The organism is Streptococcus sp. 2100 (assembly GCF_013276335.1).
Classification (GTDB): Bacteria; Bacillota; Bacilli; order Lactobacillales; family Streptococcaceae; genus Streptococcus; species Streptococcus pseudopneumoniae.
The window spans coordinates 1-6,159 of the sequence record NZ_VMKV01000093.1 but is presented as its reverse complement, the minus strand read 5'-3'; the positions used below and the strand labels follow the sequence as shown (position 1 = coordinate 6,159).

5 protein-coding genes are annotated in these 6,159 nt (G+C 40.7%); 3 read left to right on the top strand and 2 right to left on the bottom strand.

Annotated features, from left to right (window positions below):
* Positions 1 to 137 precede the first annotated feature (137 nt).
* Positions 138 to 1,871, bottom strand: coding sequence for a phosphoenolpyruvate--protein phosphotransferase (gene ptsP, locus HT669_RS10415; RefSeq protein WP_000138148.1), 1,734 nt, complete (start codon positions 1,869 to 1,871; stop codon positions 138 to 140).
* Positions 1,872 to 1,876: 5 nt separating this feature from the next.
* Positions 1,877 to 2,140 (bottom strand): phosphocarrier protein HPr, encoded by a 264-nt coding sequence (locus HT669_RS10410; protein ID WP_000146947.1) that lies wholly within the window; start codon positions 2,138 to 2,140, stop codon positions 1,877 to 1,879.
* 349 nt (positions 2,141 to 2,489) lie between these two features.
* Between HT669_RS10410 and nrdH the strand changes: the two genes are divergently transcribed.
* The 3 genes from nrdH (at position 2,490) to nrdF (ending at position 6,097) form a co-directional block, all read left to right on the top strand.
* Entirely contained in the window at positions 2,490 to 2,708 is a 219-nt protein-coding gene (nrdH, locus tag HT669_RS10405; RefSeq protein WP_000259249.1) for a glutaredoxin-like protein NrdH, read from the top strand.
* A gap of 80 nt (positions 2,709 to 2,788) precedes the next feature.
* On the top strand, positions 2,789 to 4,948 hold the full coding sequence (gene nrdE / locus HT669_RS10400) for a class 1b ribonucleoside-diphosphate reductase subunit alpha (RefSeq protein ID WP_138703467.1): 2,160 nt from the start codon (positions 2,789 to 2,791) through the stop codon (positions 4,946 to 4,948).
* Positions 4,949 to 5,134: 186 nt separating this feature from the next.
* The gene (gene nrdF / locus HT669_RS10395; RefSeq protein ID WP_023939068.1) at positions 5,135 to 6,097 is read left to right on the top strand and encodes a class 1b ribonucleoside-diphosphate reductase subunit beta; all 963 of its coding nucleotides are present in this window, start codon (positions 5,135 to 5,137) and stop codon (positions 6,095 to 6,097) included.
* The last annotated feature ends 62 nt before the right edge of the window (positions 6,098 to 6,159 follow it).

Here is a 6,159-nt window from a genome sequence, read left to right as displayed (position 1 = left end):
AGACTGACGAAGTCAGTGAGCATATCTACGTTAAGGCGACGCTGACGTGGTTTGAAGAGATTTTGAAAGAGTATTAGACCATACTTTTCCAAAATGCGCCCAAAAAACCTTGCAACTAGGTTACAAGGTTAATCACATTAATCAAAATTAACGTATTCTTTTTGAAGTTCAAGAACTTCTTCCATTGTTGAGCATTCTGTAAGGGCACGGTTTGCGTACTCTTCCATCTTAGCTGTGTCGAGTTTCTTCATCAAGCTGCGTGTACGAAGTACAGATGTTGCTGACATAGAGAACTCATCCAAGCCCATTCCGACAAGCAGTGGAACAGCTGTCTGGTCACCAGCCATCTCACCACACATACCAGCCCATTTACCTTCAGCGTGAGCTGCCTTGATAACGTTGTTGATCAAGCGAAGGATTGATGGGTTATATGGTTGGTAAAGGTATGAAACTTGTTCGTTCATACGGTCTGCCGCCATTGTGTATTGGATCAAGTCATTTGTACCAATTGAGAAGAAGTCAACTTCTTTTGCAAATTGGTCTGCAAGCATAGCTGCTGCAGGAATTTCAATCATGATACCAACTTGGATGTCATCCGCAACTGCAACTCCTTCAGCAAGAAGATTTGTTTTTTCTTCTTCATAAACTGCTTTAGCTGCACGGAATTCTTTCAAGAGGGCAACCATTGGGAACATGATACGCAATTGACCATGAACAGAAGCACGAAGAAGGGCACGGATTTGTGTACGGAACATTGCATCTCCAGTTTCAGAAATAGAGATACGAAGGGCACGGAATCCAAGGAATGGGTTCATTTCGTGTGGCATATCGAAGTAAGGAAGTTCCTTATCTCCACCAATATCCATTGTACGAACAACCACTGGTTTACCATTCATTCCCTCAAGAACAGCCTTATACGCTTCATACTGCTCATCTTCTGTTGGGAAGTCTTGAGAATCCATGTACAAGAACTCTGTACGGTAAAGTCCAACAGCTTCTGCACCGTTGTTGTTAACACCTTCAACGTCTTTTGGAGTACCGATGTTAGCTGCCAACTCGAAGTGTTTACCGTCAGCAGTCACTGTTTGAGCATCTTTCAAAAGTGCCCATTCAGCTTTTTGTTTAGCATAAGCTTCACCAGCTGCTTTAAATTCTGCCGCTTGTTCATCTGTTGGGTTGATAATCACTTCACCAGTAATTCCGTTAACGGCAAGGATATCACCGTCTTTGACGATTTCAGTGATGTTATTTGTTCCCAATACAGCTGCAATTTCAAGTGTACGTGCCATGATAGCTGAGTGGCTTGTACGTCCACCGATGTTTGTTACAAAAGCTTTTACAAAGTTTTTGTCCAATTGAGCTGTATCAGATGGTGTTAAGTCATGTGCAATCACGATTACTTCTTCATTGATAGAAGCTGGGTTTGGCAATTTCTTACCAAGAAGGTTTGCCAATACACGTTTTGTCACGTCGCGGATATCCGCTGCACGTTCTTGCATGTATGGGTTGTCTTCCATGCCTTCAAAGATAGTGATGAACATATCAGTCACTTCTTTAAGACCTGCTTCTGCATTGACTTTCTTAGCACGAATTGTTTCTTTAATCTGACCAATCAATTCTGGGTCAGAAAGAACCATCAAATGAGCGTCAAAAACTTGAGCCGCTTCTTCACCAAGCGTACCTACAGCTTTCTCGCGGATAAGAGAAAGCTCGTTTTGAGAAGCTTCAAGAGCAACATCCAAACGAGCCTCTTCTGCGTTTGTATCTTCGACTGAAACAGTCTCGAATGACAAATCCGGTTGAACGAGTAGATATGCTTTTGCAACTGCAACACCGTCAGATGCTGCGATTCCTTTAAGCATTTCTGTCATTTCCCTTATGCCAATCCTTCTTTTTCCATTGTTTCTGAGATTGCAGCGATGGCGTCATCTGCATCTGCACCTTCAGCTGAGATAGTTACGTCAGCACCTTGGCCAACACCAAGACTCATAACACCCATAATTGATTTAAGGTTAACTGATTTACCTTTGTATTCAAGAGTGATATCTGAAGCAAATTTGCTAGCAGTTTGCACCAACAATGTTGCTGGACGTGCGTGAATACCTGTTTCTGCCACTACGTGGAAATCTTTAGAAGCCATAGTTTGACTCTCCTTTTGTTCTTTCTTTTTTGAGTTATATGTGATAACCCTTACAGTTTGGTATTATACCATCTTCTAGGATTTTTTTCAAGCATTTTCTGGATTTTCCTTCAATTTCCTTTCAGATAACTTGCTGAAAATCTTCTATCCTAGATAACAAAACACAGGATATAGTTTCTTCAAAAACAATTTATAGGATAATTATTGCTGTTTTATAAAACAAACACTACATATTGTGTTTTGTGAGCTTTACTAGAAAAACAGACCACTATATTTAGTTCAAATCATTGACAAAATTTTATTTTCTGATATACTAGGATAGTATTAAATTTTGAAGAGGAGTTACACAATGGTAACCGTTTATTCTAAAAACAACTGTGTCCAATGTAAGATGACCAAACGTTTCTTGGACAGTAATAATGTCTCTTATCGTGAAATCAATCTTGATGAGCAACCTGAGTACGTCGATCAAGTTAAAGAGCTCGGTTTTAGCGCAGCTCCTGTTATCCAAACACCAACTGAAGTCTTTTCAGGTTTCCAACCAGGAAAACTGAAACAATTAGCATAATCTTAGTACATCATCCAGAAGAAACTGCTTTTAGGGCTAACTTAGAAGCCTTTCTTTTGTAATTAGATAAGGGAAATTTTATGGGATTAAAACATCTTGAAGACGTGACTTACTTCCGTCTTAATAACGAAATTAACCGTCCTGTTAATGGACAAATCATGCTTCATAAAGATAAGGAAGCCTTGGATGCTTTCTTTAAAGAAAATGTAGTTCCAAACACTATGGTTTTTGATTCAATCAAAGACAAAATCAATTACCTCATTAAACACAACTACATCGAAACAGCCTTTATCAAGAAATACCGTCCAGAGTTCTTGGAAGAATTGGCTCAATTTATCAAAGACCAAAACTTCCAATTCAAGTCATTCATGGCAGCTTATAAATTTTACAATCAATATGCCTTAAAGACTAATGACGGTGAATACTATCTTGAAAATATGGAAGACCGTGTCTTCTTCAACGCCCTTTATTTCGCTGATGGGAATGAAGCTGTTGCAATCGATATTGCCAATGAAATCATCCACCAACGCTACCAACCTGCTACTCCTTCCTTCTTGAATGCTGGACGTGCTCGCCGTGGGGAGTTAGTATCTTGTTTCCTAATCCAAGTGACGGATGATATGAACTCTATCGGACGTTCTATCAACTCAGCTCTTCAACTTTCACGTATTGGTGGTGGTGTGGGAATTACCCTCAGCAACCTTCGTGAAGCTGGTGCACCTATCAAGGGTTATGAAGGAGCAGCCTCTGGGGTTGTGCCAGTTATGAAACTCTTCGAAGACAGCTTCTCTTACTCCAACCAATTGGGGCAACGTCAAGGTGCCGGTGTTGTCTACCTCAACGTCTTTCACCCAGACATCATCGCCTTCCTTTCAACTAAGAAAGAAAACGCCGATGAAAAAGTTCGTGTCAAAACCCTATCACTTGGTGTTGTAGTACCTGATAAATTCTACGAATTGGCTCGTAAAAATGAAGAAATGTACCTCTTCAGTCCTTACTCTGTAGAAAAAGAATACGGTGTGCCATTCAACTACATCGACATTACTGAAAAATACGATGAATTGGTCGCAAATCCAAACATCCGCAAGACAAAAATCAAGGCGCGTGATTTGGAAACTGAAATCTCTAAATTGCAACAAGAGTCTGGCTACCCTTATGTAGTCAACATTGATACGGCTAACCGTGCAAATCCTGTTGATGGTAAGATTATCATGAGTAACTTGTGTTCTGAGATTCTTCAAGTCCAAGAACCAAGCTTGATCAACGATGCTCAAGAATTCCTTCAAATGGGAACAGATGTTTCATGTAACCTTGGTTCAACCAACGTGGTTAACATGATGACTTCACCTGATTTTGGTCGTTCTATCCGTGCTATGGTTCGTGCCCTTACTTTCGTTACAGATAGTTCACACATCGTAGCTGTTCCTACCATCGACCATGGAAATAGCCAAGCTCACACCTTTGGACTTGGTGCCATGGGACTGCACAGCTACCTTGCCCAACAATTGATTGAATATGGATCACCTGAGTCTGTTGAATTTACAAGCATCTACTTTATGCTTATGAACTACTGGACCTTGGTTGAGTCAAACAATATCGCGCGTGAACGTGGTATTACCTTCCACAACTTTGAAAAATCAGACTATGCTAACGGAAGCTACTTCGACAAGTATGTGACTGGCGAGTTTGTTCCAAAATCAGACCGTGTTAAAGAACTCTTCAAAGATGTCTTTATCCCTGGTGCTGCTGATTGGGCTGAACTTCGCGACAAGGTTCAAGCAGATGGTCTTTACCACCAAAATCGCCTTGCTGTAGCGCCAAATGGTTCTATCAGCTATATCAACGACGTTTCTGCTTCTATCCACCCGATTACGCAACGTATCGAAGAACGCCAAGAGAAGAAAATTGGTAAAATCTACTACCCTGCTGCTGGCTTGTCTACAGAAACCATTCCTTACTACACTTCTGCCTACGATATGGATATGCGTAAAGTCATCGATGTTTACGCTGCTGCGACTGAACACGTGGATCAAGGACTTTCACTCACCCTCTTCATGCGCAGTGACATTCCAAAAGGCCTTTACGAATGGAAGAGGGAAAATAAACAAACGACACGTGACTTGTCCATCCTTCGTAACTATGCCTTTAACAAGGGAATCAAGTCTATCTACTACGTCCGCACCTTTACAGATGACGGTGGAGAAGTCGGTGCCAACCAATGTGAAAGCTGTGTGATTTAGTTTCTAGCATAGAAACACTATTTTTCCCTAAGCAGCACTGATAAAATCAAATCTACTATGTCATAACATAATTTATGTAACATTTTAAAAGTCGGGATTCCGACTTTTTGTGCGATACTCCTATAGAATTATGGTAAAATAGAATAATTGTGAGTTCGCAATACTAAACACAGAAAGAGATTTCAAATGGAAACTTACTATAAAGCCATTAACTGGAATGCCATCGAAGATGTCATCGACAAATCAACTTGGGAAAAGCTGACAGAGCAATTCTGGCTCGATACACGTATTCCCTTGTCAAATGACTTGGATGACTGGAGAAAGCTATCTAACAAAGAGAAAGACTTGGTCGGAAAAGTTTTTGGTGGTTTGACACTTTTGGATACTATGCAATCTGAAACGGGGGTTGAAGCCCTTCGCGCAGACATCCGTACACCTCATGAGGAAGCTGTTTTCAATAACATCCAATTTATGGAGTCTGTCCACGCTAAATCTTATTCATCAATCTTTTCTACCTTAAATACTAAGGCTGAGATTGAAGAAATTTTCGAATGGACCAATACCAATCCTTACCTACAAAAGAAGGCTGAGATTGTCAACGAAATCTACCTCAACGGTAGCCCACTTGAAAAGAAAGTTGCCAGTGTCTTCCTCGAAACCTTCCTCTTCTATTCAGGTTTCTTCACTCCCCTCTACTACCTTGGTAACAACAAACTTGCCAACGTTGCAGAAATTATTAAATTGATTATTCGTGATGAGTCTGTTCACGGAACTTACATTGGTTATAAATTCCAACTTGGTTTCAATGAATTGCCTGAAGAAGAGCAAGAAAAACTCAAAGAATGGATGTACGACCTGCTCTATACTCTTTATGAAAATGAAGAAGGCTACACAGAGAGTCTTTATGACGGTGTTGGTTGGACTGAAGAGGTTAAAACCTTCCTTCGCTACAATGCCAATAAAGCTCTCATGAACATGGGACAAGATCCACTTTTCCCAGATTCAGCTGAAGATGTCAACCCAATCGTTATGAACGGTATTTCAACAGGAACTTCCAACCATGACTTCTTCTCTCAAGTCGGAAATGGTTACCTTCTTGGCGAAGTTGAAGCCATGCAAGATGATGACTACAACTACGGTTTGGACTAATACTCTTCGAAAATCTCTTCAAACCACGTCAGCTTCGCCTTGCCGTAGATATGCTCACTGAC